This window comes from Gemmatimonadota bacterium (genome assembly GCA_016719105.1).
GTDB lineage: Bacteria > Gemmatimonadota > Gemmatimonadetes > Gemmatimonadales > Gemmatimonadaceae > SCN-70-22.
The window spans coordinates 160,010-186,201 of the sequence record JADKAQ010000020.1 but is presented as its reverse complement, the minus strand read 5'-3'; the positions used below and the strand labels follow the sequence as shown (position 1 = coordinate 186,201).

Annotated in this window: 23 protein-coding genes and 1 tRNA gene; 16 read left to right on the top strand and 8 right to left on the bottom strand. The window is 69.8% G+C overall.

Annotated elements, in window-relative coordinates; genetic code table 11:
* Positions 1-80 precede the first annotated feature (80 nt).
* From IPN47_19735 to IPN47_19690, 10 genes are all read left to right on the top strand, one after another.
* A complete protein-coding gene (locus IPN47_19735) occupies positions 81-251 on the top strand; it encodes a helix-turn-helix domain-containing protein (GenBank protein ID MBK9410232.1) in 171 nt (56 codons plus the stop codon).
* A gap of 205 nt (positions 252-456) precedes the next feature.
* Positions 457-834, top strand: a complete 378-nt coding sequence (locus IPN47_19730; GenBank protein ID MBK9410231.1) for a hypothetical protein — start codon at positions 457-459, stop codon at positions 832-834.
* Positions 835-838: 4 nt separating this feature from the next.
* Positions 839-1,822 (top strand): hypothetical protein, encoded by a 984-nt coding sequence (locus tag IPN47_19725; protein ID MBK9410230.1) that lies wholly within the window; start codon positions 839-841, stop codon positions 1,820-1,822.
* Positions 1,816-3,507 (top strand): hypothetical protein, encoded by a 1,692-nt coding sequence (locus IPN47_19720; GenBank protein MBK9410229.1) that lies wholly within the window; start codon positions 1,816-1,818, stop codon positions 3,505-3,507. The genes IPN47_19725 and IPN47_19720 overlap by 7 nt, the downstream gene beginning before the upstream one ends.
* Before the next feature lie 323 nt (positions 3,508-3,830).
* Positions 3,831-4,682 carry a hypothetical protein gene (locus IPN47_19715; GenBank protein MBK9410228.1) on the top strand — a complete coding sequence of 284 codons (852 nt, stop codon included), beginning with the start codon at positions 3,831-3,833 and terminating at the stop codon, positions 4,680-4,682.
* Positions 4,679-6,055: an AAA family ATPase gene (locus IPN47_19710; GenBank protein ID MBK9410227.1), complete on the top strand. Its 1,377-nt coding sequence runs from the start codon at positions 4,679-4,681 to the stop codon at positions 6,053-6,055. The genes IPN47_19715 and IPN47_19710 overlap by 4 nt, the downstream gene beginning before the upstream one ends.
* Before the next feature lie 313 nt (positions 6,056-6,368).
* Positions 6,369-6,953, top strand: coding sequence for a hypothetical protein (locus IPN47_19705; protein ID MBK9410226.1), 585 nt, complete (start codon positions 6,369-6,371; stop codon positions 6,951-6,953).
* Positions 6,954-7,053: 100 nt separating this feature from the next.
* Positions 7,054-7,683 carry a hypothetical protein gene (locus IPN47_19700; protein MBK9410225.1) on the top strand — a complete coding sequence of 210 codons (630 nt, stop codon included), beginning with the start codon at positions 7,054-7,056 and terminating at the stop codon, positions 7,681-7,683.
* A gap of 324 nt (positions 7,684-8,007) precedes the next feature.
* Positions 8,008-8,376, top strand: a complete 369-nt coding sequence (locus tag IPN47_19695) for a hypothetical protein (GenBank protein ID MBK9410224.1) — start codon at positions 8,008-8,010, stop codon at positions 8,374-8,376.
* A gap of 106 nt (positions 8,377-8,482) precedes the next feature.
* Positions 8,483-8,785: a hypothetical protein gene (locus IPN47_19690; GenBank protein ID MBK9410223.1), complete on the top strand. Its 303-nt coding sequence runs from the start codon at positions 8,483-8,485 to the stop codon at positions 8,783-8,785.
* 105 nt (positions 8,786-8,890) lie between these two features.
* On the opposite strand, the gene IPN47_19685 is transcribed toward IPN47_19690, so the two are convergent.
* Positions 8,891-8,963, bottom strand: a tRNA-Asn gene (locus IPN47_19685).
* Positions 8,964-9,197: 234 nt separating this feature from the next.
* Here IPN47_19685 and IPN47_19680 point away from each other — a divergent pair.
* Positions 9,198-10,907, top strand: a complete 1,710-nt coding sequence (locus tag IPN47_19680) for a hypothetical protein (protein ID MBK9410222.1) — start codon at positions 9,198-9,200, stop codon at positions 10,905-10,907.
* Here the strand turns inward: IPN47_19680 and IPN47_19675 are convergent.
* From IPN47_19675 to IPN47_19665, 3 genes are all read right to left on the bottom strand, one after another.
* Complete coding sequence (locus IPN47_19675; protein ID MBK9410221.1) at positions 10,904-13,342, bottom strand: PAS domain S-box protein; 2,439 nt, start codon at positions 13,340-13,342, stop codon at positions 10,904-10,906. The two genes, IPN47_19680 and IPN47_19675, sit on opposite strands and share 4 nt — an antisense overlap.
* Before the next feature lie 319 nt (positions 13,343-13,661).
* Positions 13,662-14,435: a response regulator transcription factor gene (locus tag IPN47_19670; GenBank protein MBK9410220.1), complete on the bottom strand. Its 774-nt coding sequence runs from the start codon at positions 14,433-14,435 to the stop codon at positions 13,662-13,664.
* Entirely contained in the window at positions 14,432-16,816 is a 2,385-nt protein-coding gene (locus IPN47_19665; protein ID MBK9410219.1) for a response regulator, read from the bottom strand. The genes IPN47_19670 and IPN47_19665 overlap by 4 nt, the downstream gene beginning before the upstream one ends.
* A 214-nt stretch (positions 16,817-17,030) precedes the next feature.
* On the opposite strand from IPN47_19665, the gene IPN47_19660 reads away from it, so the two are divergent.
* The gene (locus tag IPN47_19660; protein ID MBK9410218.1) at positions 17,031-18,368 is read left to right on the top strand and encodes a UDP-glucose/GDP-mannose dehydrogenase family protein; all 1,338 of its coding nucleotides are present in this window, start codon (positions 17,031-17,033) and stop codon (positions 18,366-18,368) included.
* A gap of 43 nt (positions 18,369-18,411) precedes the next feature.
* Here the strand turns inward: IPN47_19660 and msrA are convergent, their stop codons facing one another.
* Positions 18,412-18,954 carry a peptide-methionine (S)-S-oxide reductase MsrA gene (msrA, locus tag IPN47_19655; protein MBK9410217.1) on the bottom strand — a complete coding sequence of 181 codons (543 nt, stop codon included), beginning with the start codon at positions 18,952-18,954 and terminating at the stop codon, positions 18,412-18,414.
* A 231-nt stretch (positions 18,955-19,185) separates the two neighbouring features.
* On the opposite strand from msrA, the gene IPN47_19650 reads away from it, so the two are divergent.
* On the top strand, positions 19,186-19,896 hold the full coding sequence (locus tag IPN47_19650) for a DsbA family protein (protein MBK9410216.1): 711 nt from the start codon (positions 19,186-19,188) through the stop codon (positions 19,894-19,896).
* Between the two features lie 81 nt (positions 19,897-19,977).
* Here the strand turns inward: IPN47_19650 and IPN47_19645 are convergent, their stop codons facing one another.
* Positions 19,978-22,146: a S9 family peptidase gene (locus tag IPN47_19645; protein ID MBK9410215.1), complete on the bottom strand. Its 2,169-nt coding sequence runs from the start codon at positions 22,144-22,146 to the stop codon at positions 19,978-19,980.
* A 125-nt stretch (positions 22,147-22,271) separates the two neighbouring features.
* Between IPN47_19645 and IPN47_19640 the strand changes: the two genes are divergently transcribed.
* A complete protein-coding gene (locus IPN47_19640; protein MBK9410214.1) occupies positions 22,272-23,138 on the top strand; it encodes a substrate-binding domain-containing protein in 867 nt (288 codons plus the stop codon).
* A 54-nt stretch (positions 23,139-23,192) separates the two neighbouring features.
* Here IPN47_19640 and IPN47_19635 read toward each other — a convergent pair whose 3' ends face one another.
* Both IPN47_19635 and IPN47_19630 read right to left on the bottom strand, forming a co-directional pair.
* The gene (locus IPN47_19635) at positions 23,193-23,753 is read right to left on the bottom strand and encodes a TlpA family protein disulfide reductase (protein MBK9410213.1); all 561 of its coding nucleotides are present in this window, start codon (positions 23,751-23,753) and stop codon (positions 23,193-23,195) included.
* A gap of 89 nt (positions 23,754-23,842) precedes the next feature.
* Positions 23,843-24,556 (bottom strand): hypothetical protein, encoded by a 714-nt coding sequence (locus IPN47_19630; protein ID MBK9410212.1) that lies wholly within the window; start codon positions 24,554-24,556, stop codon positions 23,843-23,845.
* A 395-nt stretch (positions 24,557-24,951) separates the two neighbouring features.
* Here IPN47_19630 and IPN47_19625 point away from each other — a divergent pair, with 395 nt between their 5' ends.
* On the top strand, positions 24,952-25,986 hold the full coding sequence (locus tag IPN47_19625; protein MBK9410211.1) for a hypothetical protein: 1,035 nt from the start codon (positions 24,952-24,954) through the stop codon (positions 25,984-25,986).
* A gap of 2 nt (positions 25,987-25,988) precedes the next feature.
* Positions 25,989-26,138 (top strand): hypothetical protein, encoded by a 150-nt coding sequence (locus tag IPN47_19620; protein MBK9410210.1) that lies wholly within the window; start codon positions 25,989-25,991, stop codon positions 26,136-26,138.
* The last annotated feature ends 54 nt before the right edge of the window (positions 26,139-26,192 follow it).

The following is a 26,192-nucleotide window of genomic DNA, read 5'->3' as shown; positions in this document are numbered from 1 at the left end:
TGATCGCAACGACGACCTCACCGCACACCGCGCGCGAGCTCGAAGGCGCGCTCCTCGTCGATGCCGAGACGGCCTCGCGAATGCTCGGCGTTGCCGTGCAGACGCTCGCGCGCTGGCGGACGGAAGGCCGCGCCCCGCGCTTCGCGAAAATCGGGCGGGCCGTGCGATACTCGCGGCGCGAGCTCGAGGAATTCATCGCCGCGCGCATGCGCACCAGCACGACGGCCCCGGTGCCGAGCGAGGGGCCGTGATGCCTGGCGCCGGCTCCCGTGAGGACGCGTCCTCGCTCGCGGCCCTGCTGCGAGACATTCGCGCGGCGGAGGCCGAGCTCGCGCGCGCCGAGACGCGCGCGCTCGGGCGTCCGCGTCCGGACGCTCAGGTCCTGCGCGCTCAGACAGCCGTCACGCTCGCGCGGGCCGCTTGGCGCCACGCGATGGCGGCGGAGTCGGCCGCCGCATGAGACGCGCCCTCACGCCCGCGGAGCAGTACGCGCGCGGCCGGAACCTGGGCGTACGACAGGATGAGTTCTTCCGAGAGCGCGCCGTGCGCGGCATTCACAGCGACCGCGACGTGGTCGCCAGCGTGATGCTCACCGAGCTCCTGAACGCGGGCCTCGAGGTCGCTCCCACGGCGACGGGCGTCCGCCTGATACGCACGGCCGCTCCAGGCGACGACGCGCATCCCGAGTTCGCCTCGGACCTGTTCGCCTTGGGCTACACCGATCACTTCGCGCCGCTCCTTCGGGAGGCGCTCCTCCCCCATCCCTGCCTGATCTGCGGCGCCGCCCGCGTCCCCCTCGAGGGGATGCGCTGCGACCGCTGCGCGGAGACCTGAGACCATGGCAAACCCGATCATCAAAGTAGTCCTGTCGGCGGTCGACGAGATCACCGGCGTCACGAAGAAGGCCGGCGAATCCGTCTCCTCGTTCAGCGACAAGGCGAAGGCCGCGTTAGGCTCGCTCGCGGCGCTCGGCGTCGGCGCCGCCCTGGGCGCGTTCTTCAAGAGTGCGATCGAGGAGGCCTCAGCCGCCGAAGTCGGGATGGGGCGCCTCGGAACCGCGGTGCGCAATGCCGGCGGGAACTTCGACGCGCTCAAGCCGCAGCTGGAGAGCACGGTCGCGAGCGTGATGCGGCTGTCGACGGCGACGGATGACGACCTCCGCGCCGCGCTGACGAACATGATCACCATCAGCGGCGACGTGGCCGGCAGCCAGAGGAACCTCGCCCTCGCGGCGGACCTCGCCACCTTCAAGCACATCGGCCTCGAGGAAGCGGCGAACGTCGTCGGGAAGGCGATGAACGGCAACGTCACCGCCTTCAACAAACTGGGTGTGGCCGGCAAGGACGCGACGACCGTTCTGGAGAACGCCCGCGCGAGCTTTGGCGGATTCGCCGAGAAGGAAGCGAACACCTTCAGCGGATCGCTCGTCCGGATCAAGAATCAATGGGGCGAGCTGCAGGAAGCTGTCGGCAGTGCGATTCTCTCCAACGGAGAGATGCAGGGAGGCGCTTCTCGCCTGGCGGACGCGCTCGCGAACTTATCGAAGCGCGTCGAAGAGAACGAGACGGCACTGGGAGGCATCGGGGCGGCGATTCCGGCGGTGCTCGACGGGATGCTCCGCATGCTCGGCTTCATCGGGGAGCTCATCATCGGGTGGCAGACGTTCCGGATTCAGCAGAGCACGCAGTGGCAGCTGATGGGCGTCGCGTTCCAGAGCATGATCGGCTCGATGAAGTCGGCCGCCGGAGCTTTCTGTCGTATCTCCCTGGCGCCATCGGGAAAGCGGGCCAGGCGCTCGCGGCGTCCGGCGCGGCGATGGTGAAGGACGCCGCAGAGCAGAAGGAGTTGATCAAGAAGGGCGAGGAGATCCTGCTCGTCGAACTGGTCGGGATCCGGGAGGAAGGAAACGCGGCGCTCCGGGCACAGATCCAGCGTCATCACAAGGACGTGGAGTCTGAGAGTACCCAGCACGGCGGACGCATGAAGAAGGAGACGGAGGAGCAGAAGAAGCAGCGCCTCCAACTCGCGAAAGAAGAGGCCGCCGAGCGGGAGCGCATCCTGAAGGAGGTTCACGCCAAACTGGAGGCCGCCACGAAGGGGCTGAACCTCGCCACGGTGGAGCTGGCCGGGTACTGGCAGCAGGTCGATCGGGAGGCGAGGAAGGCCAAGCAGACGATCGAACTCTCCGCCGAAGAACAGAAGAAGCTCGCCGATCGGACGCAGGGCACCGCTGATGCGCAGAAGCGGGTGAGAACCGCGGCCCAGAGGCGCGGAGAGGTCTTCGAGAGTAACGTCGACAGCGCCGCCTCGCTGGGGATCTCGTTCATCTCGGCGGCGAACGGCATGGGCAAGATCAGCGACGAGGCGGCCACGGCGCTCACGTCGGTGATCAACATGGGCGCCGCGATCGCCAAGTTCGGGATCGGGTCGCCGGAGGGCATCATCTCGATCGTCGGCGGACTCGCGCAGCTCATCGGCGGCTGGGGCTCCAGCGCGGCGGAGCAGGCGCGGAAGGAAGCCCACATGAAGAACACGCGCGCGATTGAGGAGCTCACGCGCGACCTCAGTGACTACAACGGCGCGGCGAGTGGTGCGACGTTCTCCGGCGTGGTTACCGCGCTCAACGCGTCCAAGTACCTGAAAGAGGACGGGAGCACCGGCATCCACTCGCGGATGGTCGAGTTCAATCTCCGAGCGGCCGGCCTCACTATCGGCGACGCGAAGAAGTTGGCGGACAAGTACGGGATCGATGTGGAGAAGGATCCGGATGGGTGGGTCCGGCTCCTCGAGGTCCTGGAGGCGCGGCGGTTCGGCTCTGGTGAGGGCAACTTCGCCGACGAGCTCGCATCCCTCACCGACTCGTGGGGCGTGCTGGGCGTCGAGGATGCCGACGACAAGATCCAGGCGCTGCGCACCTTCGCCGCGAAGAACATCCCGATCCTCGCGGACGCCCTGCAGGGCGACTTCTCCTCCGAGTCGGGCCGCGCCTCTATCATCGCCAAACTGCGGGCGCTCTACGGCGACTCCATCAACGCGAAGATCCCCATCGCCGACTACAAGAACGCCACGCCCCAGCAGTTCCGCGCGATCATCGCGCAGCTACTGCCGCTCCTGGGCGATGCGAACGGGCTCCTCGGGTCGGGGTTGGCGGTGGGCGTCGGCGTCGGCACCGGCCCCGTGGGCGGCACCCCGGGCACGGGGGGCACGGTCGGCCTGATCGGCGGTCCGGCCGTGGGCCTCTCGCCGAACCTCTCACCGGGCCTGCAGCTGCCGGGCGGCGACCTGCCCAGCCCGACCGGCATCCCCGACACGTTCTCGGGCGTCGGTGGCCTCACCACGATCAACGGGGGGTTGAACAACGCCATCACGTTCAACATCACGCAGCTCCGGGAGAAGATGGGGAGGCGCTTTCCGGAGCGCATTCTCGAGCGGTTCGACCGCGTGCTCCTGATGCGTTATGACGCCGTGCGTGCGTCTGAAGGACGGTTGCCCTCGCAGGCCGCGTGATGAGGGGCGCCCACATCGTGCCACTCGCCCCATCCACCACCGGTGCGCCGTATGAGTGAAGGCCTCCTCGCGTGGTTTCCCCTGCATGCTCTGCAGTGGGCGGGACGCCTCGCGCACCTCACCTCGGCAGAACGAGGGGCGCTCTTGAGCGTGGTGATCGATAGCTGGAACGCCTCGCTTCGTGGGGGCGAGCCGGGGACTTTCCGGATGATCCCTCGTGTTCGATCGCGTGATCGGGGAAGACCTGGCGACGCGAGCTGCGGGGCGTCCGGCAGCACTTCGTTCCGGATCCAGAGCACGCCGGACAGCTGCGCTGCGCGTGGTTGGTCGAGCTGCACCGGGAGCAACTCGATCGGCACGAGAACTACAAGAAGAACGGGCGTCTGGGTGGTCGTCCGCCGAAGTCTCGTGGAGACAATGCGACGCGTAACGGAAAGCCCGGCTTTCCTGACGAGGAAGCCGAGCTAAAGCCGGGCTTTTCTAACGGGGAAGCCCAGCCTAAGCCGGGCGGTACAGAAGTAGAGTTGTTAGAAGGAAAAGTTCCTGCAGCAGCGGGCGCGCGCATACGCGTACGCGAGGGGCCGGAGGATCCCGACGATGCGCCCGACGTGCTCGCGCGGTTCGCCGAGCCGCACCGTGCCGTGGTGGCGCGCTTCCTGGACGCGGCACCGGTCGGACGGCGCGACGCGATCGCGAAGACGCTCGACGGCTGGCTCTTGGGCCAGGGCTATGCCGGCGGACGAGCCGCGCGCCAAGAGGACATCGCGACCCGCCTCGCGGATTACCTGACGCAGGAGAGCGTGCGCATCACCTTCTTGCCGAAGGGGTTCCGCTCGTTCGTCGAGGACGCGGAACGACGACGCACCAAAGGCGCTGGTGACGAGGGCGCGCGCCGCCGCGCCCCCGTGACCGCCGAGCGTGCGGCTCGCGCGACCGAGTTGCACCGCATCGTGATCCGGGAACATCTCGGCTCGCTGAACGGGATCCAGTTCGAACAGCAGATCGCGTCGCTGCAGGAGGCGGGCACACTCGACGAGACGACCGTCGCGGAGATTCGCGCCCTGGCGCCGCTGAGCGACATTGCGAAGGCGCGCAGCGAAGACGATGGCCGGCGGATCGCCATCGATCGCTTGGCCAAGCACGCCCCACGGCCGCAGCTGTCGGTGATCGCATGACCGAGTCGACCGGGCGTGACGCGTGGCCGGAAGCCCACGAAGCCGAGGTCGCTCTCCTCGGGGCGATGCTGCTCTCCCCGGTGGTGATCCCGTCGGTGCGCGGCTCCCTACGCACGGAGGACTTCGCGTCGACGACGCACCGCCGCCTGTACGGGGCGATCGTCGCCCTGCACGACGCCGGCGAAGCAGTCGAGTTTCTCACGCTGCAGGCGTATCTCGTCCGTACCGGAGAGCTCGCGGCGATCGGTGGCGTCGAGACGTTGTCCGCACTGCTCGACGTACCGACCGCGGCGAATGCGCCGGCACACGTGCGACTCGTGCAGGAGAGCGCGCGGCTGCGGCGCCTGGCGACGCATGGGCAGACGTTGGTCGAGGCGATCCGGACGCGCGCGGGCACCGCGGAAGAGATCCTCGCCGAACACCTCTCCGCGCTCATGGCGGAGACCTATCAGCGCAGCGACCGGGGCTTCCGCCGCGTGCGCAGCCTTGAGGTCCTCGAGGCGATCGAGCGACGCGCTCAGGGAGAACCCGACGGAATTCCGACGGGCTTCCGGGAGTGCGATCGCTACACGGCCGGGTTTCAGCGTGGCGAGTTGATCGTCGTCGGCGCGGTGCCCAAGTGTGGAAAATCGACGTTCACCACGCAAATCGCGCTGCAGGTGGCGTTAGGGGGCCACGGGGGCGCCGCGATCGTCTCCGCCGAGATGCCGCGTCGCGCCGTCCTGGAACGCATGCTCAGCGCGCTCGCCGGCGTGCCGGGGCATCGGTTGCAGCGCGGCGACCTCTCCGCGCCGGAATGGCGACGCGTGCTCGACGCGCAGACGCGCCTGGACCAGGCGCCGATCTGGATCGACGACGAAGCGCTCCCGGAGCTGCGCGACGTGATGCAGCGCGTCCTCGCCCTCAAAGCGCAGCATCCCGAGCTCTCGCTCGTCGTCGTCGACTACCTGCAGTTGGTGCAGCATCGCCTGAAGGGTCGTCGTGGCGACGAGGAAATCGAGGCCGTCGCGAACGGTCTCAAGCGCCTCGCGGATCGCGCGGAGGTCGTCGTCGTGTCGCCGGCGCAGCTGAACCAGAAACCGATCGACGCCCGCCAGGACAAGCGCCCCCTGCTGTCCGACCTCTCGGGCAGCATGGGGCCTCTGAAGGCGGCCGATTTCGTCGCGCTGCTGTACCGCCCGATCCTGCACGAAGGCGCGGCCGGCATCGACGGGGATCGCCTCCACGTCTTCGTCGACGCGGCGCGACGCACCAGCACCTTCTCGTTCACGCTTGATTGGCAGGCGACCGTGACGCGAGCCGTCGAATCATCCCCGTGGATCTCTCCCGACATGCCGTTGCTCCCGACGGCCACGCATCCGGAGGCCGCGTGATGGCGCGCTGGATTCTCTTTCGCGATCTCGGCGCGCATCGTCCACCGTGCGAGCTCGCCCGATGCGAGGCGCCCGACTGGGCGCGCGCCGTCGACGCGCTCGCCCGCTTCGCCGGCGATCGGTCGCACATCGAAGGGGTGTCGCCCTCACGCGGACGGCGCGTCCGTGCGTTCTTCGTGCGGAGTGTCGTGAGTCTCGCGGAGGACGCGGCCGCACGGCGTCTCCTCGCGCGGCCGTTCACGTTGATCACGCACGCGCCCCGTCGCCGGCAGGTCGAGGAATGAGCGCGGCGGCGCGGTGGGCCGGTTCTCCGGTGAACGAACCCTCCGCGGCGCGAGTCGCGCGGGCGCTGCAGCTCCTGGACAGCGTCGAAGTGGCGCAGGAGGACCGCGATCGCTCGTACATCGCACGCCACGAAGCGGGGCACGCGGTGATGAGCGTCGAGCTGGGCGTCCGCGTCGAGTTGGTGACGATCGAGGCGACGCCGGCGCACGGCTTCGACGGTCACTGCCGCGTCGCTCTCTGGCCGGCGAGTGTCCGGGCGGTGCAGCCGCATGAGATCGCGGCGCTCGAGTACAGCATCATGATCCTGCTCGCCGGCGAGATGGCGGAGCGGCTCGGCGCCGGGAGCACCGTGCACGCCCAACACGATCGCGCGATGATCGAGGAGCGACTGCGCTGCTATCCGATCGAACTGCACGACGATGAGAGGAAAGCGCTCCTCGCCTGGTGCGAGGTGCACACGATGCGCCGACTGCGCCGGGCGTGGCCCGCCGTAATCGCTATCGCGATGGAGCTCGTGGTCGCGCGGACGATCACCGGCGATCGCGTCCTGACCCTGTATGAGGCGACGCTCGGCTCGCCTCCCCCTATCCCGCAACCCCCTGGCACATGCTGAAGGATCTTCGGACGTTGCTGACCCGCTCCCAGCACGGGCGCGAGATGATGGAAGAGATCGAGACGGAGGCCTTTCGCGACACGCACGCGCGCCGCGCGCGTTGACGGCTGAGGTTCGCACGGCGCGAGCACGCCTCGACAAGGAGGGGCCGGCCCTGCTGTCGGCGATCGAGAAGGCGGAGAAGGACCGCGAACGCGCCAACGCAGCGGCGCGCGATGCCCGGGCGCGTCACGCCGACGCGGCGAACCAGTTGGCACGGTTGACCAACGACGTGGAACAAAAGGTCCGCCAGTGCGAGACCGAACTGGCCGAGAGCGCGGATCCCGCCCTCGCGGCGTTCGTCGAGGAGATCAAGGACGGATGGGTGGTCGCGCGCAGTCGATCGGGTTGGTACCTCGGCGTGAACTTCTTCTCCTGCACCCCTGAGGGAAACGCGCTGTTGATCAAGGCCTTCCTGGCCTGCCTGCAGCGAGCGCAGGCGATGATCGTGGACGGCGACATCACGGATGCCGAGGGGGCGATCGTCTCGGCACGGCAGGCGTTTGCCGAAGAGATCCAGGGGATCATGCACACGTACGCGAAGGAGCGGGTCGCCAACGAACTGCGGGCCCAGCGCGAGAGGGATCTGAAGCTGCGCGTGCTCGAGGAAGATCTGCGGTTCAAGAAGCGCCAGGGGTGGCCGGAGTCCGAGCTCGAAGCGTACCGGCAGGCGCAACTCTCCGCGTTGTGACGCCGAAAAGCGGAAGTCTCGAGATCGGCGCCGCGCGCGCTAGTCACCGGTGGCCAAACGCATCGGCGTGCAATGCGGCGCGCGATCCCGAGAGCAGCCGACACGGCGCGCACCGCCGCGCGCGCTGGCGATTGTATATCGCAATCTTGCCTAACGCCTAACGGCAAGCGACCACCCCCCCGTCAAGGTACTTCCCCAGCCACCCCCCATGCGGGGATCCGCGGACCCCGCGGTAGATCTAGAGAGTGGGCCGCCAGGGGTGAGTTCCGGTTCCGCTCTATCGCCTAACGACTCCCCTTTCTCCCGCACTTCCGGGTGAGCCTGATGCCAACGGACACGACATCGACCGCCGCGAACGAGTACCTCAGCCAGGAGGAGCTGTGCCATCGCCTTGGGCTCTGCCCACGACAGGTGCGCAACCTCACGGGACGAGGCATGCCACGCGAGCAGCCGAGCGGCGGGCGCGATCGCTTCGGCCGTTACCCCTGGCCACGCGCGCTCGCCTGGTACCTCGACTACAAGTCCCGGGAGGCGGCCGCCCAGCGGGCGCGACGCGCACCGCGCGGCCCCAACGCCCGTCGAAAGAAACCCAAGCTCCCGAAGGGCGGGAGTGATCGCTTCATCATCCTTCCACTCGCGGAGGCCCTCCAGTGGTTCGACTCATCGAAGGCGGCGAAGGCGTCGCAATCCTAGATCACCCGAAGCAGTTCCTCTTCGAGTTTCCCTCACCGCAACGCTTCGTCCGGCACGCACGCCCCGCGTCGCGAAGGGCTCGAAGCCCGCGCCTACCCTTCCACCGGTGCCCGCCGGCTACTGGCAAGGTGCCTTCGTGCTCACCGCCGACCTGACGTGGCTGCGCGAAGACGAGGCGGTCGCGATCTCGGCGCTGGTCCGGATGCGAGAGGGTGGCGAGTACCTCTCGCTCTTCACCGTCGAGATCGATCCGACGCAGGGCCGCCAGTTGTGGCAGTCGCGTCCCCTGTTCTCGATGTTCGGGTGCGCCTTCCAGGCAACGCAGACGAAGGGGGCCGGCGATGTGCGGCTCCCCTTCTGGGTGCTCATGACGGACGGCCTAACGACCGAAGCACCGGCATCGCTCTAGATGCCCCGAGATTCCCCCCTGTGGCTTCCACTGGGCTTCCACCAACGAAAAACGCCGCTCCGTTTCGAGGAGCGGCGTTCTCGTAAGTCATTGTGGATACTACAACTGGGGCGGCTGGATTCGAACCAGCGACCTCCTGATTAACAGTCAGGCGCTCTGCCAACTAAGCTACACCCCAAAACGTCCCCGCCTGACTCACGCCAGCGGGCCCACAATTATCGCCCTTGTTGCGCCCTCGGCGCAACTCGTCCCTTCCCCTACGCCACGGTTGGGACTCTCGGACGGCGGCGCTCGGTATTACCTGCAGGTTGAAGCCTCCATACGTCGCGAGGCTCCACCCGGCATGACCCGTCGATCCGCGAAGCGTCACGCCCAGCGCGCCCCTGCCGCACCCCTCGCTCGCGTGACACCGATGGCACGCCTGCACGCGATCCGGCATCGCTATGGAGCCGCCGAGACGACGGAGAAGCTCGACCTGATCGCCCGGCTCGAGCGGCACCCCCCTCGGTCGGCGCGCGGACTCTCCGCGTACCACGACGACCTCCTGTTTCTCCGCGCCTTCCCCGACGACCTCCGCATCCTGATGGCGGCGGCCCGGGGGCTGGAGCATACGTCGCGTCGCGTTCGCGCCCTCGCACCGTCGCAACGCCGACAACTCGACGACACGGGGATGGCCGGGACGTCGACGCGCCACGCCTTCGCCTTCGGGATCACGCGCTGGCTCGTGGAGCAGGGCGAGGACGCCGACATCGACTGGCCGAGCTTCGAGCACCCTGATCGGCTCGACCCGCTCCTCCGCCTCACGTTGACGCAGGCCGAGGCCGACGCCTTCGACTCGGGGGAGGTGTCGACGCGCGAGTGGCTAGCCCAGGCGCGCCGCGGCTCGCGGAGCAGTGCGGCGGCCTGGCTGGCGCGCTCGCGCGGACGGGCGCGTCCTCCGGTTGGCACCCCGGACGACGCGGTCGTGCGGTTGCTGTACGAGAGCCTGGACATTCCGCTCCGCTGGCGCCTGACGACGGGACGTTCGAGCTCGGGCAACGTGGTCGCCGGCCTAACGCCGGCCTTTCGGACGGCGATGCGCCCCGCGCCGGCCGATCCGGTGGCGCTGATCGACACGCCGCTCCCGACCATCGATCGGCTCCCGCCGCGTGAGGCGGCGCGCTGGCTCGACGCCTCGCGCGCCGCGTTGGCGGTGCGCTGCCGCGAAGTGCATGCGATCACCTATGCCAATCTCGACGAGGTCTACCGGGCCGACCTGGGCGACGGAACGGCCGTCTGCCTGATCGGGGCCGCCCGCGCCGATCGCCTCACGCTCGAGGCCAACTACGGCTACGTCCTCTTCTCCAACGGCGTTCCGGTGGGCTACGGCGGGGTGACCCCGCTCGCCGCACAGGCGAACACGGGGGTGAACGTCTTCGACGCCTTCCGGCACGCCGAGGCGGCGATGCTCTTTGCGCAGGCGCTGCGCGCCTTCCGCACGCTGTTCGGCGTGACGCGCTTCGTCGTCAACCCCTACCAGTTTGGTGCAGGGAACGACGAGGCGCTGGCGAGCGGGGCCTTCTGGTTCTACGACCGCCTGGGCTTCCGCCCGGTGGACGCCGCGGTCGAGGCGCTGGCGGCACGCGAGCGCGGGCGCCGCGCCGCCAGCCGCACGCATCGCACCTCGCCCTCGACGCTCCGACGGCTCGCCGCGGGCGACCTGGTGCTCGAGCTACCGGGGGCGTCAGCGGCGCCGCTGTTCGAGGAGTGCTGGCTGGTGACGCTCGCGCGCGCGGTCACCGACACCCTCGCCGCTCCCGATGCCACGGCACGGCTGCGTCGTCGCGACGAGCACCTCGACGCCGTCGCCGCTGCCGTGGCGCTTCGGCGCTGGCGATCGAGCGATCGCGAAACGCGTTTCGGCGTGGAGCGCCTGGCGCCAGTCGTCGCGCTCGTCCTCGATGAGGTAGCGGGGTGGCCAGCGGCCGAGCGCCGTGCACTCGTGCGCCTGTTCAAGGCCAAGGGTGGGGCACAGGAGCGCGATTTTTCGGTGGCGTCGCGCGCGTCGCACCGCCTCTGGGCAGCACTGCGCCGCTTTTGCCTGTCGGCCGAATCGCCGGCCGCCAAGTCGCCGACCGCCTAACGCGCGACCTTTCGTCGTGCGCGCTCGATCGCGGCCATCAGGTCGGCCACGTCGAATGGCTTGGCCAGGAAGACGGTGTTGGCCATCGCCTCATCCTCGTCGGCTGGATTGCCCTGGCCGCTGGTGATGATGACGGGGAGGCCGGGACGGATTGCATGCACCTGTGCCGCCAGCGCCTCGCCGGTCATGCGCGGCATGGTGCGATCGGTGATCATGAGGTCGAAGCGGTCGGGCTCCGCCTGGAACTGCGCGAGCGCGTCGACGGGGGTCGTGAGCGAGACGACCTCGAAACCGCGCCGGGGGAGGACGCGCCGCAGGAGGTTGACGATGGCCGCTTCGTCATCGACCACGAGGACGCGTCCCGAACCGCGCGCACTGGACGCCTGCGGCTGCACGGGGACGTTGACCGGGGTGGAGACGATGGGGAAGACGACCTCGAAGGCGGTTCCGATGGACGACGATTCGACTCGAATGCCGCCGCCGTGCGAGGTCACGATCCCGTGGACCACGGCGAGCCCCATCCCGGTCCCCTCGCCCATGGGCTTGGTCGTGAAGAACGGCTCGAAGATCTTGGGAAGGACCGCGGAGGGAATCCCGTCGCCGGAGTCGCGGACCGAGAGGCGCGCGTACTGTCCCGGCGTCACGCCGTACACGCGCGCCTCGCCGTCGCCAAGGTAGACGCGCTCCAGCCTGACCTCGAGCGATCCGTCGCCCTTCTTGCGCAGCACGTAGTCGGCGTTGGTCCCCAGGTTGAGCAGGACCTGCGACAGCTGGGTGGCGTCGCCCATGACCACCAGCGGCGTGGCACTCACGCGTTCGCGCAGCTCGATGGTGGAAGGAAGCGACGCCCGCAACAGCCGAAGCCCATCCTCCATCACGAGGCGCAAGTCGACGGGCTGGTGCGCGATCTCGGCCTTTCGGCTGAAGGCCAGGATCTGGCGCACGAGGTCGCGCGCGCGCCGCGAGGAGGTGACGATGTGCTGCAACCCCTCGAACGTCTCGGTTCCGGGTGGGGCGTCCGCCAGCAGCAACTCGCCGTAGCCGAGGATGGCGGCGAGGACGTTGTTGAAGTCGTGGGCGATCCCGCCGGCGAGTCGCCCCAACGATTCCATCTTCTCGGACTGGCGCACCCGTAGTTCGAGCTCGCGCGTCGCGGTCTGGTCGCTCCCTTCGAGCAGGAGCTCGACGACCGTCCCCTCGGCATCGCGGACCGGGACCGCGTTGAACCAGCCGTAGCGCGTTTCGCCCTTGGCGCCGCGATACGTCACCTCCCCGCCCGAGGGAGTCCCCGCCGCCGCATCGGTTATGGCGCGGCGCAGCTGCGCCTGCGCCTGGGGCGAGTCGGCGAAGGTGGGGAGCTCCCAGAAGTGCGCATTGAGCACGCTCGCGCGATCGAGCGCCGTGGCCTGCATGGCGAGGTCCCCCACTTCCTTCAGTCGCCCGTCCGTGTCGAGGAGGGCGATCGAGCGCTCGGAGCGGTCGAAGATGAGGCGCAGTCGCTCCTCGGAACGTCGCAACGCCTCGCGCGCCTGGCGCCCCTCGGTGATGTCACGCGCAATCACGACGAAGCCGGTCAGCGTCCCCTCGGCATCGTACGATGGCGCGGTCACCGCATCGAGCCAGCGCTCCCCCTGCACCGTGGGAAGGGCATGCTCGTAACGGACCGGGGCACGCGTGCGAATGGCGGTGTGGTACACCTCCTCGATCATCGTGACCGTCGATTCGGGGAGTCCGAGATCGACCGCCGCCCTGCCCATCAATTGCTCCTGCGTGCGCCCGGAGAGTTGGAGCGCTGCCGGATTGACGTACGTGAAGCGCGCGTCGGCGTCGAGACGCACGATGAGATCCATCGCGTTCTCGACGATGGACCGCAGGTCACGCGCGTGCTCCTGCCGCGCCTGATCGGCCCGTGATCGCTCGATGATGAGGGCGGTGATGTGCGACGCGTCGACGAGCAGTTCCCACTCGCTCTCCGTGGGGAGCGCGGGGGCGGACTTATACACGGCGAACGTCCCCAGCACCTGACCGGCGGCGCCGAGAATCGGATGCGACCAGCAGGCGCGCAAGCCGAAGGGGGCGGCGATGGACCGGAAGTCGTCCCAGAGCGGATCGTTGGCGATATCGCTGACGATGACCGGCTTCGCGGTGTAGGCCGCCGTGCCACACGACCCGACCCTGGGACCGATCACGATCCCGTCGATCTGCTGGACGTACGCCGCCGGGAGCGACGGCGCGGCCCCATGGCGCATGCGCGTCTTCGACTCGTCAAGCAGCAGGACCGAGCAGAGCGACCCCGGGCTGATGCGTTCGATCCACTCCGCCACGCGAGTCAGGACGTCGGGGAGCGCACCGCCGGACGCGACCGACTGCAGCAGGAGGCGAAGCTCGTGCATGCGCTCGCGATCGGCCATCCCCTTCGGGGGCAGCGCGGTCACCGCGCCATCGCCAGACGAGGTTCCGTCCGCCACACTTATCGCCTCTTGGTGCTGCGGCACCGTTCGCCTCCCGAAGTCCCCCGAATCTCGCGCACGCCGCTCGCGAGTCGCACGCGTGCAAAACTACGGACCAACGACCGGAACGCGCAATCGACCTTTAGGCGTTCGGCCAAGGTATCGCACGAATGAGAAGATCCTCATCATTACCCCGTGACCGTGCCCCCTCATCGGGAGACGAACGATCGACGCTTCCGGTTACCGAGGGTGCCAAGGCGAGGGACGCGTCTCCACGCGGGGGGGCGGGGCGACGAATCGTCGCTCACAGCGTGTTGAGTCGCATCAACAAGGGTGTGCGGTAGGAGGCGCCGACCGGGACCACATCGCGCTCCACGACGATCGTCGATTCCTCCAGGTCCACGATGCGGTCCAGTCGCACGATGTGCGAACGATGCACCCGCACGAAGTCGGCGGCGGGGAGTCGCGCCTCCATCGTCTTCATCGTCGCATGGACCATGTAGCGCTGCTTTGGGGCGTGCAGCAGGACGTAGTCGCCCTTGGCCTCGACCCAGTGCACCTCACGGAGGGGAATGCGCATCAACCGCCCGTCGACCCGCGCGAAGAGGATGTCGCGCGACCACGCCGTCGCTGCCTCCTCCGGCGCGGACGGCCCCTGCGGCGCAGGGGGTGTGGGCGGCGCGTCGAGGTGGGCTTCGGCCTGCCGGGCACGCATCACGCGCTCGACCGCCTGCAGGAAGCGGGGGAACTGCACCGGCTTGAGCAGGTAGTCGCTCACGGCCACGGCGAACGCCTCGACGGCATACTGCGCCTTGCCCGTCACGAGCACGACGTGCGGCCGCCGGTCGAGGGCGCGCACGAGCTCCAACCCCGACATCTCCGGCATTTCCACATCGAGAAAGACGACGTCGACGGCGCCGGCGCGCAGGAAGGGGACGGCCTCGACCGCCGAGGCGCACACCTCCACCAGCTGCAACGCATCGTGCTGCCCCACATAGCGCGCGAGCAGGGCACGCGACACGGGATCGTCGTCGACGACCAGGGCCCGGAGCGGGACGGTGCGCGTCGCGGCGGTCACGCGAGCTGGGCCTCGTACCGCGCGCGCGCGCGCGCCAGCACACGTTGCACCTGCTCGACCTCCGGTGCCGCCTCCTGCACGAGCATCGCGACCTGGGTCGCGCTGGCCGAGAGCGCGAGGTCCTCGAGCGACTGCAACGTGGCGTGCAGCCCCCCGGCACCGACAACCGCGCAGGCCGACTTGAGCTTGTGCGCCGCCCCCTGCAACGCCTCACGCTGCATCGCCGCCGCCGAGTCGCGAACCGACGCCCACTGGACTGGCAGGTGCGCCAGGTAGACGTCGATCATCTCGATCGTGAACTCCGCCTGCCCCAGGGTCTGCGCCTCGAGCACCTCGAAGTCCACCGACCCCTCGCCGTCGCCCTCGCCTCCCGGCTCGCCGTCGCGCCCGGCGCGCGTCGACGCCGCGAGGGCACGCGCATGACGCGACCGCCAGACCGCCGCGGCAATGCGCCGTTTGAGGTCGTCGGGCGCGAACGGCTTCATGACGAAGTCGTCCATCCCGAGCGCGACCGCCCGCGAGCGCTGTTCCACCAGCGCCGACGCGGTCAGGGCGAGGATCGGGATCTCGATGCCGCGGATCCCCAGCTCCGTGCGGATGCGATGCGTCGCCTCGAAGCCGTCCATCTCGGGCATCTGGATGTCCATGAGGATGACGTCGAAGCGGCGGTCCGCGCGCAACCGATCGAGGGCGAGGACGCCGTTCCCTTCCACCACGAGCTCCGCCCCGGCACGCGACAGGAGCTGCGTGGCGACGAACTGGTTGAGGGCGTTGTCCTCGACGAGCAGGATGCGCACGCCGGAGAGATCGACGACGCCGTCCGCGCCTGCGCCATCGGGCGAGAGCGCCGGCATCGTCCCGGCGCGTGCCGGCAAGGTGACGATGAACGTGCTCCCTTCACCCACCGCGCTCTCGACCCGCACGCCCCCGCCCTGACGCGTCGCCAGTTCACGCACGATGGCGAGCCCAAGCCCGGTCCCGCCGTACCGGCGGGTCGTGTCGGCGCGCTCCTGCGTGAAGGCGTCGAAGATCGCCTCCCGCTGGTGCTCGGCGATCCCGATCCCGGTGTCGGCCACGCGAAACTCGAGGGTGAGCGCGTCGCCCGCATTGCCAGCAACGTTACGAGCCACGCCCACGCCTAACGTCACGCCGCCCCGCTCGGTGAACTTCACGGCGTTGCCAAGGAGGTTGAGCAGCACCTGCGTCAGGCGTGTTGGATCACCCACCACGACCGGGGGGAGCGCGGGATCGAGCGTGACGTGCAGCGACAGCCCCTTCCCCTCTGCGGTGGCGCGCAAGGCATCCCCGACCGAGTTGACCAGGTCCGGCAGGCGGAAGGGGACCGACTCGAAGGCGATGTTGCCCGTCCCGATCTTGGTGAGGTCGAGGATGTCGTTGATGAGCGCGAGCAGCGTGTCGGCCGAGTACCGAATGGCATCCACGTAGCGTCGCTGCAGCTCGTCGAGGGGGGTCGAGTCGAGCAGGTGTGCGGTCCCGATCACCGCATTGAGCGGCGTCCGGATCTCGTGGCTCATGTTGGCGAGGAAGCTCTCCTTCGCGCGTGCCGACTGCTCGGCGAGCCGCGTCGCCTCGCGCAGCTTCTCCTCGGCGCGCACGAGGTCCGTGATGTCGAGCCCGTAGCCGAGCACCAGCTCGGTCCCGCCATCGCCACCGATCACCGGCGTGTAGAAGCGCACGAGATGGCGCTCCTCGTTGGTACGGCGCACCGGGAGTGTCTCCTGGAAGCGCGCCTCCGTTCCGGTGTCCGCCACCTGACGCACGCGCGCCATGCGACGCTCGGCGATGGCGGCATCTAGCCCTCGGCGCGCGCAGTAGTCCGCGTCGGTCTTCCCCACGAGCCACGCGCGCATCTCCTCGTCGGCGATCGCGCTCGGCGACACGTACATGTAGGTGCCATCGCGATCGAAGACGGCCACCTGCGCGGGGAGCGCATCGAGCACGCGTTCGTAGAACTTCTTGCGCTCCTCTCGTCGCTCCTCGGCACGCACCTGGTCCGTCACGTCGCGGTACTTCCACAGGTGCCCCAGGTAGCCGCCATCCTGGAAGACGGGGACGTAGTCCCGTTCCAGCACGCGACCGTCCACCATCTCCAGACGGTCGCCGATCACCGTCTCACGCGCGTCGAGCACCGCCTGCACCCGCGAGACGAAGGACGCCGGATCGCGAAAGTAGTGCTTCGACTCTTCGGCCGCCTGCGAGCAGTCCGCGCCCACCATCGCCTCCGGCGGTGCCGGGATGCCGAACATCCGGCAGAACGCGCCGTTCGTGAGGGAGATGCGGCGATGCTGGTCCTCGACGAGCACCGCTTCGCTCAAGCTCGCGATCAGGACGTGCAGTCGAAGATTGACGGGATCGGACACGAGGGGAGGGGATGAGGCGCCGACGATCGGGACTTCCTTGGTAGTGTCGGCACCCGCACGTACTCGCCCGAGGGGGGGCAATCGCCCTGTTCGTCGAGCGGAGGGGCGCGCTCGTCGCCCCATCTGGCCGATTGGTCGAAGGCGGCCGGGGGGGCGGGGTCGCGCGCGCTTTCTTGAGGGAGGAGATCGAAGCACCCGCCCGCGGAGGACCCTCATGAAAGTCGCCATCGTAGGAACCGGCTTCACCGGACTCGTCACCGGCGCCACCCTCGCCGAGATGGGGCACGCCGTGACGTGCATCGACACCGATCGCGGCATGCTGGCGCGGCTCCGCGAGGGGATACTCCCGTTCCAGGAGCCGGGGCTCGCGGCGCTGGTGCGGCGGAACAGCCAGGAGCTACGACTCGACTTCAACTCGAGTCTCGGCGAGGGGGTGCGTGGCGCGGAGGTCGTGATTCTCGCGCTCCCCTCTCCCATCGGCGCCGATGGCGTCACCGACATGTCGGAGTGGGCGACCGTTGGCGGGCGGCTCGCGTCGCTGCTTCGTCCGTACACCGTGGTGATCGTCGCCGGCACCGTGCGCCCGGGCGGGACGCAGCTGTTGCGCACCATCCTGGAGGAAGACGGGCGGCGCGTCGGGCGCGATTTCGACGTCGTCGCGGTGCCGTCGCTCTTTACGCACGGGGCGGCGGTGGCCGAGGCCCTCTCGCCGCGACGCATCGTTGTCGGCGGCGCCACGGAGCACGCGATGCGCGTCCTTCGCCGCTGCTACACCCCCTTCCTGCGCGACGGGGCGCATCTGGTCACGGTCGACGAGCGAAGTGCCGAGACGCTGCGGTACGCCGCCGCTGCGCTGCGGGTCGCGCTGTTCGGGGTCACGCGCGAAATCGCCGGTTTCTGTGAGGAGGGCGGTGCCGAAGTCGCGGAGGTTCTCGCCCACATGGTGGGCGACGAGGGCGGGGCCCGCCTCCTGAGGCGTTCCTTGGGGGCCGCCCCGGCCACGCGCGACATTCGGGAGGCCCGGGCCATGGTCGAACTGGCCAACAACTGGGGGTGCGCACCGTGGACGCTGGAGGCGGCGCTGGAGCAGGTGCCGCATACGGCCGAGGGGGTGATACAACGCCTGCGCGCCGCCCTGGACGACGAGCTCGATGGCAAGCGGGTGGGGGTGTGGGGGATGGCGGGCGTCTCCGCGGGCGACGACCCCGACGCCGCGGTGGGACTTCGCATCCTCCGCTCGCTGCTGGGCGCGGGGGCGCACCTGGTGATCCACGCCCCCGGCAGCGAGGACGACGTACGGGCTTCGTTAGGCGGCCTGGTCGACCTCACCGACGCGCCGCTGGCGGCGCTCGCCTCGGCCCATGCCCTGGTGGTCCTGTCCGACATTCCGTCGATGCGTGCCATCGACCTGTCGCGCGCGCGGCGCCTGATGACGCGCCCGGTGATCGTCGACCCGCTGGCCCTGTGGAACGCGCAGGAGATGCGGAACGCCGGGATTGCCTACAACGGCGGAGCGGGGGCGCAGGTGGCGGTCGCGGAGCACGCGCTCTAGCGGAGGCGCGGCGCGGTGTGCGCGCCACCCCCCGGCCCGCACCTCACGACGAGGCGCGCTTGGCGAAGTGCTGACGGTACTTGCTGAGCTTGGGGGCAATCACGAAGGCGCAGTACGGTTGCCGCGTGTGCTGCCGGTAGTAGTCCTGATGGTACGCCTCCGCGGGATAGAAGATGGGGAGCGGGGCGACCTCCGTGACGATCGGGGCATCGAAGACGCGTTCCGCGGTGAGCTCGGCGATGATGGCGCGCGCCTCGTCGGCCTGCGCCTCGTCGTGCGTGAAGATCGCCGAGCGATATTGCGGCCCGACGTCGTTCCCCTGGCGGTCGGGGGTCGTGGGATCGTGGATCGCGAAGAAGACTTCCAGCAGCGTGCGGTACGACACGCGCGCCGGGTCGTATTCCAGCTGCACCACCTCGGCGTGTCCGGTCTTCTTGCCGCACACCTGCTCATACGTCGGGTTGGGGACATGCCCCCCCGCGTACCCGGAGACGATCCCGGAGACGCCGTCCACTTCCTGGTAGACGGCTTCGAGGCACCAGAAGCAGCCGCCGCCTAACGTCGCACGTTTCGTCTCGTTCGCCACGCCCATCCTCATCGGTTCGGGTCCAAAGGGATGAATACCTGGTGCGGCCGATTCGCTCCCATCGTGCGGGGAGGGGGGGCCGGACGTGGGATCATCGATCCCCCCGCCGGACCCGGGGGTGCTGCCGCGGGTACCTTCGGGCACTAGACTCCACCGCACGACCTGCTGGTGGCCGGCACCGGGCGCCGGCGTGCCGGCGACTATTCGTGAGATGCCCTGTAGCTTTCCGGCATGCCGCACCGCACCCCGATCCTCGCCCCGATGTCCCTGCACCGCCTCACCCGCATCGCCGCCCTGCTCGGCGTGCTCGCCGCCCTCCCCCTGGCCGCCGCCCCGGCGCACGCGCAGATGGTCTCGCGGATGCTGGTGAAGTCCGGCGAGCGCACCGTCGCGCTGGATGGCGTGGGGTACCAGCGCGGGAATCCTTCGGCCGACGTGTGGGTGGTCGAATTCGCCGACTTCGGCTGCGGCTACTGCGAGAAGTTCTTCCGCGAAACGCAGCCGGTCTTCGACTCGCTGTACATCAACAAGGGGCGGGTGTACTGGAAGTTCGTCCCGTTCACCATCGGGATGTTCCCCAACTCGGAGCATGCCGCCGAGGCGTCGATCTGCGCCGCCGAGCAGGGGAAGTTCTTCCCGATGCACGACGTGCTGTACGACAAGCGCAAGGAGTGGATGAAGGCGGCGAACGCGCGCGAGCAGATGTCGACGTACGCCACGCGGATCAAGCTCGACATGTCGCGCTTCGGGACGTGCATGAAGGGGAAGGCGGTGGGCGAGCAGCTGCAACGCAACAACGTCCTCGCGCGCTCGCTCTTCGTGCGCGGGACGCCGACCTTCTTCATCAATGGCGAGGTCGTCCCCGGGGCGCTCCCCACCGACGTGTTCGTGAAGGGGATGGATGCGGTCCTGAAGGAGTACGGCGGCAAGGGCGGGCGCTGAGTGGCCGGCAGATGCGAGGCGGGCCGTCGCGTGTGTGCGACGGCCCGCCTTTTCATCTCGCGACCTCCCCTCGGCGTTCGGCTACTGCACCGCGCCCTTCAGCTTGCGGTCGAAGTAGGCGGCGATGGCGGCATTCACGCGACGCTGGTTGGCGTGGCGCATCCAGTGGTGCGTGTCGTCGACGATGACCATCTCTTCGTAGTCGACCCCCTGCATCGCGAGGCGGCGCGCGAGGTCGACCGTCTGCGAGAAGCGGACGTTGCGATCGTCGTCGCCGTGGATGAGCAGGACAGGGGAGCGCCAGCCCTTCACCGCCGACACCGGCGACGACTGCCAGGCCACCTCGAGCGCCTTGTCGCGGTCGGTGGGCTCGAAGCGCGAGCCGCCGCCCATCGCGGCCTGCAACGCCGCGCCGGCCCCGGAGGCCGACGCCGACATGTCGTGCACGCCGTGAATGTCGACCCCCGCGGCAAAGAGGTCGGAGTTCCTGCCTAACGCCAGCGCCGTGAGGTAGCCGCCGTACGAGCCGCCGTAGATCCCGATCTTCGTGGAGTCGACCTGCGGCAGGGTGCGCAGGTACAGCGCCGCCGCCTTCACGTCCAGGTACTCGGCGGCGCCGCGCGCCCCGGCCGCCGGTGGCTGGTGGAACTCGTAGCCGTAGCCGATCCCCAGGCGATAGTTGACCGACAGCACCACGTACCCCTTGGAGGCGAGGTACTGGTTCATCGCGTACGCGTTGGTGTAGTAATCGGAGTAGTGCCAGCCGAGCAGCATCTGGCGCGGCGGGCCGCCGTGCACGTAGACGATGGCCGGGCGACGCGTCGCCGCGCCCCCGCGAGCGACCGGGGCGGCATCGAACAGTTGGGCCTGCACGACGAGGCCATCTTCCGCCGTGTAGGTCACCGCCTTCGGGGTCACGAGCCGGGCGCTGGGGAAGTCGGCCGGGACGCGATCGGCCGCGAGGGTGCGCGCGCTGCCACCGCCTAACGGGGCGACCGTGGGAAGCGGGGGACGCTGCGCCGTGGCGGCGATGTAGGCGACCGTCGCGCCGTCGCCGAGGATGATCGGCGTCCATTCGAGCCCTGCCCCCGGGGTGAGCACGCGCGGGGCGGCACGGTCCACCGGGACAGCGACCACGTGCCGGCGGTGCAGGTCGTCGGGCGAGGGGCCCGTGTTACCCGCGAAGACCAGCGTCTTCCCGTCCGGCGAGAGGCGGATGTACTCCGCCATGTAGTTCCCCGGCGTGAGGAGGAGCGGCGTCCCGCCCGTCTCGGCGATCGAATAGAGGTGCGGCCACCCATCCATGTAGGAGAGGAAGACGATGCGCCCTCCCGCCGCCCAATGCAGGTTCGTCCCGCCATGCGTATTGGGGACGGAGCCGCGCAGCGTGTTGGGCGACGTCCAGAGCAGTCGCGCATCGCCCGTGCCGGCATCGGCGGTGTAGAGTGACCAGGCCGTCGGGCGCTGCTCGAGGATGTTCTGCGCCGGGCCGCCTGCGCCCGGGCGGCGCACGAAGACGATGCGCGTGCCGTCGGGCGACCAGCGTGGCGACCCGTCGCGGTTGGTGGAGGGCGACACGTACGTGAGGGGCGACTCGGGGCCGTGGTAGATCCCGATGTAGGCGTGGTCGCCACGATTGGAAACGAAGGCGAGGTGATCCCCATCGGGACACCACTGCGGATCACCGTTGCTTCCGCGCGCCGTGAAGAGGCGGGCCGCCGGCTTCGAGCCGTCGATCGGGACCGACCAGACCTGGTTGTCGCGTTCGAAGGCGACGACGTCGCCCTTGGGCGACACGGCCGGCGAGTCCCCCTCGCCCAGGGACCGGGGCTCGCCCCCCTCGAACGGGATGCTCCACAGTTGCACGCGCACCGGCTGCAACGTCCCCAGCGGGTTGACCGGGAGCGCGTCGTCGAAGTTGGAGCCGTGGTCACCGCCGCGCACGTAGACCACGTAGCGGCCGTCGGCCGTCAGCTGCACCGAGGTGAGCTCCTGCCCGTCATCCTGCGTGTAGTTGGTCAGGCGACGCGGGGTGAAGTCGGGCCCCTCGGCCACGTACAGGTTGCGGACCCCGGCCTCGTTGAACGCCCAGACCATCCGATTGGCGCGTGCCGCGGCGTTCAGCTCGGAGGGAAACGGGTAGTGCGTGAGGCGGTCCAGCGAGACGGCGGCCGCTGGCTGTGCGACCGCGGGGGTGGCGACGACGACCGGGGCGACGAGGAGGGCGCACGCGAGGCGCAGGCGACGCATGGGGGTCCGGGGTTGGGGTGAGTTGCTCGCAAGCTACGGAGCAGGCACCCGCACCGTTGCGACCACGGGGGCGAGCACGCATCCTCCGGCGGACCTCCCCTCACCTCCCTCGCGCCTACACGTCCGTGCCCCGGCTCCCCTTCTCGTCACCGTTCCTGCTGGCACTCGCCGGAGTCGCCGTCCTTTCCGCGAGGGGGCTCGATGCCGCGGCCGCCGGGCCGCCCCCATCAGTCGCTTTTGACACCGTGCGCGTGGACGGCTCCAACGGGGTGCTGCCACTCGTCGCCGCCCTGGCCGAGGCGTATCAGCGCGAGCACCCGGCGACGGTGATCGTGATCGGGAAGGGGATGGGGAGCGGGGCGCGCCTGGCGGCGCTGCGCGAGGGGCGCATCGACATCGCCCTCGCGAGCCACGGGCTCGACACCGCCGCCCTCGTCCGCGAGGGCTTCACCCCGCATCGAGTGGCGACGACCGCCGTCGTCATCGGCGTGAATGCAGGGGCGCCGGCGCGAGCGATCAGCGCCACGCAGCTGTGCGCCGTCTTCACCGGTGGCCCGCCAGCCTGGCGCACGGTCACCGGGCGCGAGGAACCCGTGGCCATGTCGGTCGTGGCGCGGGCGGAGTCGGAGGTGGACATGGAGGTGCTCCGCCGCGGCGTCGCGTGCCTGACGAGCGCACCGATGGCGCCGCACGTGGCGATCGTCGCCGACACCGACGCCATGCAGCGGGCCCTCCTCGCGTCGCCGGGGGCGATCGGGATCACGACGGCCACGGTGGTGCGGCAAGGTGGTGCACGGCTTCGCGCGCTGGCGCTCGATGGCGTGGAGCCGACGCCCGAGGCGGTGGCCTCGGGGCGCTACCCCCTGGTGCGCGATTCGTACCTCGTGGCCGCGGCCGTCCCGTCCGGGGCGACCGCGCGCTTCCTGGCCTGGGTGCGTTCGCCTGCCGCCACTCCGGTCCTGACGGCCAACGGGGCCGTCGGCGTTCGTTAGGCCGGCGGGGCGCACCGCGCCCGCCGGCGGCGATTCACCGATCCCCGACGCGACTCAGCGACCGGTGGGCGCCGGCTCGTCGAGCAGCCGACGGACCGCCAGTTCGAGCGTCGCGGGGGCCAGCGGGCCGATGACCACGTGGCGCACCACGCCGTTTCGATCCAGCAGGTACGACGTGGGATAGCCACGCACCCCGCCGAATGCGCCCTCCTCGCGCGCGCCCACGACGGCGACCGGGTACGTCACCCCGCGTGAGCGCACGTAGTCGCGTACCGCCTGCTCGCCCCCCCGATCGACGCTCAGCCCCAGGAGGACGAAGCCACGATCGCGGTGCCGCACGTACATCCGTTCCAGCAGCGGCATCTCAACACGGCAGGGCCCACACCAGGTCGCCCAGAAGTTCACGAGGACGACCTGTCCGCGCAGCGACTCAGACCCGAGCGTATCGCCGGCGAGGGTGGCGACCCGATACGACGGGCGCGCGTTCCCGCCGGACCGAACGCCAGCCACCGCCCCCAGATGCGGGAGGAGGCGTGGGGCAGCCCACACCAGCACCGCGAGGGTGAACAGGTTCCACGGGGAGAGCCATCGACGCCAGCGGGAGGGAGCGTTCATCGTGTCCAAGCATATCCGGCCAACGGGGAAAAAGTGCGGGGCCACCCGATGCTCGGTGTGGCCCCGCCCTCGTCCGTCAGCGTCGGTGCTTACCGCTCGTCGTTCGGCTCGACGTCGTCGCCCGCCGGGCGGCGCGGCGGCGGACCACCGCGGAAGCCACGCGGGCCGGCCCCGTCACGGAAGCCGCGCATCCCCTGCCCGCCCTGCCCCGCACGCCCCATCCGGTTCTGCGGCCCCTCGGCCAGGTTCTTGTCGAGAATCTTCTGCTGATCGGGGGTGAGGACCGAGCGCAGCGTCTCGATCGGCGACCGCTTGGTGCGGAGCGTATCGAGCCTCGTGCGCGTGGCCGTCACGCGCGCCGACGCGGCGTCGAGCGCCTTCTGGTCACCGTTGAGCCGCGCGAGCTGCTCGTCGGTCCGAGCGGAGAGCATCTCGAGCATCAGCGGCTTGGTCTCGAGCAGGTGCTTGGCCTGCGTCGCGCGCAGCGCCTTCTCCTGGTCGGTCGAGAGGGTGATCCCGCGGAGGAAGGCCCCACGTCCCGGGCCAAACTGGCCGCCGACACGCCGTCCGGGCGCTCCCTGGCGCATGCCGCCACCGCGACGTCCCTGCTGCATGCCGCGCATCCCGCCGCCCTGGCCGGGGCCGACGTCGCCACCGGGCGCCATGCGTGGGCCCATCCCGCCGCGCATGCCGCGAGCCGGAGGGGGTTGAGTGCTATCGGCGGTCTGCGCCTGAACGCCGGCCGACACGAGAAGGGTGAGCGCAGCCGCAGCGGCGCTGATGTGGCGAGTGGTGCGTGTCATATTGCCTCCGAATACGATCGCCGGCGCGTCTGCGTCCGGGCGATAGGGTGTGTGAATGCCTCACCCCATTTGATGCCGAAACCGGGCCGACGTTAAGTCGATTGTAAATGCTCTCAACAAAGTCAGGTATCCGGCTGGCGCGCGACGAACACCGTCGACAGTTTCCCGCCACGGCGGCAATCCTCGGTACAGCCCCTCCCCAGAGTATGTCCCTGACATGTCTCTCGGTTGTACCTGGTGGCAACGAAGTGCTGGCACGCTGAAGCGTTGGACCAAGCCGTCATCGCTTCGGGCGCACAGGGGGTGAACCTTCGGGTTCGCCCCCTGTGTCGTGTCGGGCCGCCTCGGGTGCGACGCCATTGACAGCCTCCCTGCCACCAGCGACGCTGGGGATCATGCGTCCGCTTCTCCTGGCCGGCTTCCTCCTGCTGCACGCCCTGGCGCACGCCGGGGCCGGGATGTGGGCGGCCGGTCGTGCGTCGCCGTGGATCGTCACCCCGCTGTGGCTCGTGTCCATGGGGGGATTCCTCTTCGCCGCGTGTGCGATTTTCGGCGTCGAGCGCCTGCGACGTCGCGCCGAGGTCGTGACCTTCGCCGCCACCTTCGCCTCCGCCGGTCTCTTGCGGCTGGCGGGGATCGGCCTGTGGTCGTTGTTGGGGCTGGCGATCGGCTTGGCCTTCTGTGCCCTCGTGCGCTGGTGGGCGCGTTGCACGCACCCCGAGATCCACACGCCGACCTTCACCACCGGCGACTACCCGATCGTCCTGGACCGCCCCCGGCTGCGCGACCGACTCGGCGCCGGCGTGGCGTACGGCGCGCTCGCCGTTACCGCGGTCCTGATCGTCGCGCGCCCGTGGCACATGGCGTGGGGGACGACGGCGAGCGAACGGGCGGTGCGCGTTGCACCTGCCACGCCCTTCGAGGAGGCTCCCGCGTATCGCGTGGACCATGGCGTGACCGTGCACGCGCCGGCCGACCGTGTCTGGCCGTGGCTGGCGCAGTTGGGGCAGGACCGGGCCGGTTTCTACAGCTACGACTGGCTCGAGCGCGCCTTTGGCGACGAGGTGCATAACGTGGATTCGCTCGTCCCGACGTGGCAGTCGCGACAAGTGGGCGACCTCGTGCGCGCCACGCAGCCGGACTACCTGGGGGGACGCTTCGGCACCGAGCTGGGGTGGCGTATCACGGAGTGGGATCCGCCGCGGTCGATGACGCTGGACCAATGGGGGCGATTTGTCGTCGTCCCGGTCGACAGCGCCACGTCCCGCTTGCTCGTGCACACGCGCGGTCCGGGACGCCCATCGTTCGCGGCGATTCCGCTGGCCGCGTTAGGGTTCTACCTCCTGGAGCCGGCGCACTTCATCATGGAGCGCGGGATGCTGCTGGGGATCAAGGCGCGCGCGGAGCGTGCGTCGGTTCGCGACCCGTGACCGTGAGTGCCGTCGACGCGCACCCGGATGACCGGCAACCGATCGTTGCCGAGATCGGCTTCACGACGGCGACGACGACGCGACCGTGCGCCCCGGGCGAGGGAGCCAGCGACATCTCGCGCGGGAACGCCGGAATCGCCGGCGTGGCGTGAACGCGGAAGAGGGGACGCGCGCCCCGGCCAGAGCCGGAACCTGCGTCCCCTCCT

Excerpts from the sequence above, each read along its gene's own strand:
- IPN47_19735 (MBK9410232.1), top strand. The coding sequence starts at position 81 with ATGCTCGGCGTTGCCGTGCAGACGCTCGCGCGCTGGCGGACGGAAGGC.
- IPN47_19730 (MBK9410231.1), top strand. The coding sequence starts at position 457 with ATGAGACGCGCCCTCACGCCCGCGGAGCAGTACGCGCGCGGCCGGAAC.
- IPN47_19725 (MBK9410230.1), top strand. The coding sequence starts at position 839 with ATGGCAAACCCGATCATCAAAGTAGTCCTGTCGGCGGTCGACGAGATC.
- IPN47_19720 (MBK9410229.1), top strand. The coding sequence starts at position 1,816 with ATGGTGAAGGACGCCGCAGAGCAGAAGGAGTTGATCAAGAAGGGCGAG.
- IPN47_19710 (MBK9410227.1), top strand. The coding sequence starts at position 4,679 with ATGACCGAGTCGACCGGGCGTGACGCGTGGCCGGAAGCCCACGAAGCC.
- IPN47_19695 (MBK9410224.1), top strand. The coding sequence starts at position 8,008 with ATGCCAACGGACACGACATCGACCGCCGCGAACGAGTACCTCAGCCAG.
- IPN47_19680 (MBK9410222.1), top strand. The coding sequence starts at position 9,198 with ATGGCACGCCTGCACGCGATCCGGCATCGCTATGGAGCCGCCGAGACG.
- IPN47_19660 (MBK9410218.1), top strand. The coding sequence starts at position 17,031 with ATGAAAGTCGCCATCGTAGGAACCGGCTTCACCGGACTCGTCACCGGC.
- IPN47_19650 (MBK9410216.1), top strand. The coding sequence starts at position 19,186 with ATGCCGCACCGCACCCCGATCCTCGCCCCGATGTCCCTGCACCGCCTC.
- IPN47_19645 (MBK9410215.1), bottom strand. The coding sequence starts at position 22,146 with ATGCGTCGCCTGCGCCTCGCGTGCGCCCTCCTCGTCGCCCCGGTCGTC.
- IPN47_19635 (MBK9410213.1), bottom strand. The coding sequence starts at position 23,753 with ATGAACGCTCCCTCCCGCTGGCGTCGATGGCTCTCCCCGTGGAACCTG.
- IPN47_19630 (MBK9410212.1), bottom strand. The coding sequence starts at position 24,556 with ATGACACGCACCACTCGCCACATCAGCGCCGCTGCGGCTGCGCTCACC.
- IPN47_19625 (MBK9410211.1), top strand. The coding sequence starts at position 24,952 with ATGCGTCCGCTTCTCCTGGCCGGCTTCCTCCTGCTGCACGCCCTGGCG.